This window comes from Actinomycetospora sp. (genome assembly GCF_055612215.1).
In genome coordinates this window covers 1-3,562 of record NZ_JBVPVA010001054.1, presented here as the reverse complement: position 1 = coordinate 3,562, position 3,562 = coordinate 1, and the positions used below count along the sequence as shown (strand labels likewise).

At 74.4% G+C, this 3,562-nt stretch carries 4 protein-coding genes; 2 read left to right on the top strand and 2 right to left on the bottom strand.

All coding sequences use genetic code 11. From position 1 onward, the window contains the following. Together AC0CYZ_RS28540 and cobF are read right to left on the bottom strand one after the other, a co-directional pair. On the bottom strand, positions 1-723 hold a 723-nt coding region (locus AC0CYZ_RS28540), incomplete at its 3' end, for a DUF222 domain-containing protein (RefSeq protein ID WP_472221488.1). Between the two features lie 75 nt (positions 724-798). After that, positions 799-1,557 (bottom strand): precorrin-6A synthase (deacetylating), encoded by a 759-nt coding sequence (gene cobF, locus AC0CYZ_RS28535; RefSeq protein ID WP_472221487.1) that lies wholly within the window; start codon positions 1,555-1,557, stop codon positions 799-801. Between the two features lie 41 nt (positions 1,558-1,598). Here cobF and prpB point away from each other — a divergent pair, with 41 nt between their 5' ends. Both prpB and AC0CYZ_RS28525 read left to right on the top strand, forming a co-directional pair. Then, a complete protein-coding gene (gene prpB, locus AC0CYZ_RS28530; RefSeq protein WP_472221486.1) occupies positions 1,599-2,495 on the top strand; it encodes a methylisocitrate lyase in 897 nt (298 codons plus the stop codon). Positions 2,496-2,705: 210 nt separating this feature from the next. Then, on the top strand, positions 2,706-3,562 hold an 857-nt coding region (locus AC0CYZ_RS28525), incomplete at its 3' end, for a hypothetical protein (protein ID WP_472221485.1).

Here is a 3,562-nt window from a genome sequence, read left to right as displayed (position 1 = left end):
CGGCGGTGGCGCGTCGTCGGGGGCGGCGCCGTCGGGGTCGAGCAACGCCAGGATCGCCGCGGCGGCCTCGGCCAGCGCCGCGGGGTGGTGGGCGGTGGCCAGCTGCGCCAACTCGGCCTCGGTCGTGGCGAGCACCTCGGGCCCCAGACCCTCGACCGCGGCGAGGCGGCGCAGGGTGGTGCGGATGACCTCCACATGTCCAGGGCCGATCACCCCCGCGGCCACCTTGACTGCGGTCACCGGCAACGCCGCGGGCACGGATGCGCCGGTGGGTGAGACCGAGCCGGCCAGAGCGCGGGCGTGGCGGGCCAGGCGCAGGCCTTCGGTGGGGTCGATGCGCACGTGGTCAGCCAACAACCGTGACGTACTGCGGTAGCCGGAGGCGCCGACCGCGTCGCAGTCCTGCAACGCGGTCAACGCCGCATAGCAGCGGGCCTGCGCGGATCGCAGCGCCTCCCACGCCGCCGCGGTCTCAGCCAACGCCGCAGCCGCCGCCGCCGACAACCCGTCACCGTCGCAGGCGCCGTCGGCAGGGAGTCCGGGCACCGCCCACAACCCCGACCCACCCACCGCAGCGTCGTCGTCGAGGTCCTGGAGGTCGTGCCAGTCCGGGTCGTCCCCGGGCAGCGGGGCGAGGTCGTCGTCCACCCAGCCCGCCGGTTCCTCCCACGGCGGGGGCAGATAGGCGTCCCAGCGCGGGGACTCGTCGACGGGCGCGGCCATGCACCCAGTATCGAACATGTGTTCGAACAACGATAGCCGACGAACGGAGCAATTCGATAAGCCAAGAGATCAACGTCAGTAGCGCAGCAGGTACGTGTCCATGATCCAGCCCTTGCGTTCCCGCAGCTCGGCACGTCGGCGCAGGATCTCCTCCCGGACGTCACCCACCCGGCCGCTGACCAGGGCCTCGTCCGGCGTGCCGAGATAGGCGCCCCAGTAGACGGTCGCGTCGTCGGGTGCGGCGTCGACCCCGTGGGCGTCGGCTCCGTCGAGCATGACGACGAGGTCGGCGCGCTCGGTCGGGGTTCCCGCGATCACCTGGCGCGCGGGGGTGACGGCCACCGGGCGGCCGGTCCGCGTCATCGTCACGCGGTGCGCCGCGGTGAGGGCAGCCGGCGCCGAGATGCCGGGGATGACGGTCCAGGCGATCTCGACGTGGCCGCGCTCGGCGATCCGCTCGACGGTGTCCACGGTCCCGTCGTAGATCCCCGGGTCCCCCCACGCCAGCAGGGCGACCGACCCGTCGTCGGGGACCTCGGTGGCGATCAGCTCCTCGTAGAGCGCGAGGCGCTCCTCGCGCCAACTCGCGGTCGTCGCGAGGTAGCGGCCCTCCTCGGTGGTCCCCCGCTCCCGGTGGGCGTCCTGGCGCCGGACGATCCTCGCCTGCGGCGCGAACCGCTCCGCCAGCGCGGCACGCGCGTCGGTGAGCTCGTCCGCGGCGCCGCGCTTGGCCAGCAGGAGCACGACGTCGACGGCGCCGAGGACCTCCACGGCGTCGAGGGTGAGGTGGCCCGGGGAGCCGGCGCCGATGCCGACGACGTGCACGGTGCGCATGACGACATCCCACCATCGCGGGGCCGGGGCACGATGGGACCGTGTTGCACACGACCACGACGCCGGCCGTACGCCGGCGGGCGTTCCGCGACGGGCTGGCCGCCGACGGGCTGCTGCGCCTGCCCGGCGCCCCGAACCCCCTGGCCGCCCGCATGATCGCCGAGGCCGGGTTCGAGGGCGTGTACGTCTCCGGGGCGGTGGTCTCGGCCGACCTGGCGCTGCCCGACGTCGGGCTCACCACGCTCTCCGAGGTGGCTGCCCGCACGACGCAGATCACGCGGGTGACCGACCTGCCGGTCCTCGTCGACGCCGACACCGGCTTCGGGGAGCCGCTCTCGGCCGCCCGCACGGTGCAGGTGCTGGAGGACGCCGGCGCGGCCGGCTGTCACCTCGAGGACCAGGAGAACCCGAAGCGCTGCGGGCACCTCGCCGGCAAGGTCGTCCGCCCCGTCGAGGACATGGTGCGCACCCTCCGGGCCGCCGTGGGCGCTCGTCGTGACCCCGACTTCGTCGTCTGCGCGCGTACGGACGCCGCCGCCGTCGAGGGACTCGACGCCGCGATCGATCGAGCGAGGGCCTACGTCGACGCGGGCGCCGACATGGTCTTCGCCGAGGCGGTGTCCGGTCCCGCCGACATCGCGCGGTTCCGCGCCGGCATCGACGTCCCGCTGTTGGTGAACATGACCGAGTTCGGCCGCAGCGAGCTGGTGTCGGCGACGCAGCTGGCCGACCTCGGCGTCGACGTCGTCATCTACCCGGTCACGCTGTTCCGGCTCGCGATGGGTGCGGTCGCCGACGGCCTGCGCGCCCTCGCCGCTGAAGGCACACAGGCGGGGCTGGTCGATCGGATGCAGACCCGCGAGCAGCTCTACGAGGTCCTCGACTACGACGCGTACGCCGCCTTCGACGACTCCGTGGCCGACTTCCGCGGGGCCTGATCGCCTTCCCGGGGGGTGCACTCCCGGGAGTCTCCCGACGTCGCCTGTCTCCGGCAGGTCCGGAGGGCGACGTCTGACCGGCGGACGGGCGCGCCGCGGACGTCGACCGGCTGAGCCACCGCCGACGGTGGAACCAACTCCGCGCGACGACGCGTGCGGCCCGGCCGCGCAGGGGCAGCCGCGCTCCACCGACGACGATCGAGGTGAGCGATGTCCCAGGACGCGGCGCAGCACGAGCAGACCGACGGTCCGACCCCCGCCGACGGGGAGCCGACGGACCCGGACGAGCGGGACGACGACCGTCGCCGGCCCGGCAGTGCCCGCACCGAGGATCGCGGGGAGGGCGGTGACGGCACGCCGGACGTCTACCTGGACGTGCCGCTCCTCCAGGTCGACGAGATCGACCTGGAGGTGGAGGACCTGCGGGCGCACGTGTCCCTGCAGGCCGAGGTCCTCGACCTCGTCAAGCTCAACGTGGGCGTGGACGCCTCGCTCGGCCGCGTCAAGCTCGGCATCCGGGGCGTCAACGCCCAGGTCACGCTCAAGGTCCGGCTCGACGAGGTCGCGGGGATCGTCGGTCGGGTCCTGGACACCATCGACCGCAACCCCCAGATCCTCGAGCACGTGACGCGTGGACTCGGGCAGGCGACGCAGGAGGTGGGTGCGGGGGCGGGACAGGCCGTCGAGCAACTCGGGGGCGGCGCGAGCGACGCGGTCTCGGAAGTGGGCTCGGGCGCGGCGACGGCAGCCGGCGAGTTGGGACGCGGCGCCGGTCAGGCGGTGTCCGACGTCGGCGAGGGCGCCGGAGAGGCGGTGTCCGACGTCGGCGAGGGCGCGGGAGAGGCGGTGTCCGACGTCGGTGAGAGCGCCGGCGAGGCGGTGTCCGACGTCGGCGAGAGCGCCGGCGAGGCGGTGTCCGACGTCGGCGAGAGCGCCGGCCGGGCCGTGTCCGACGTCGGCGAGAGCGCCGGCGAGGCGGTGTCAGAGGTCGGCGACACGGTCTCGGACGTGGGCGAGGTGGCCGGCGGACTCGTCGCCGGTGGTGATGACGAGCCGACCGACACCGG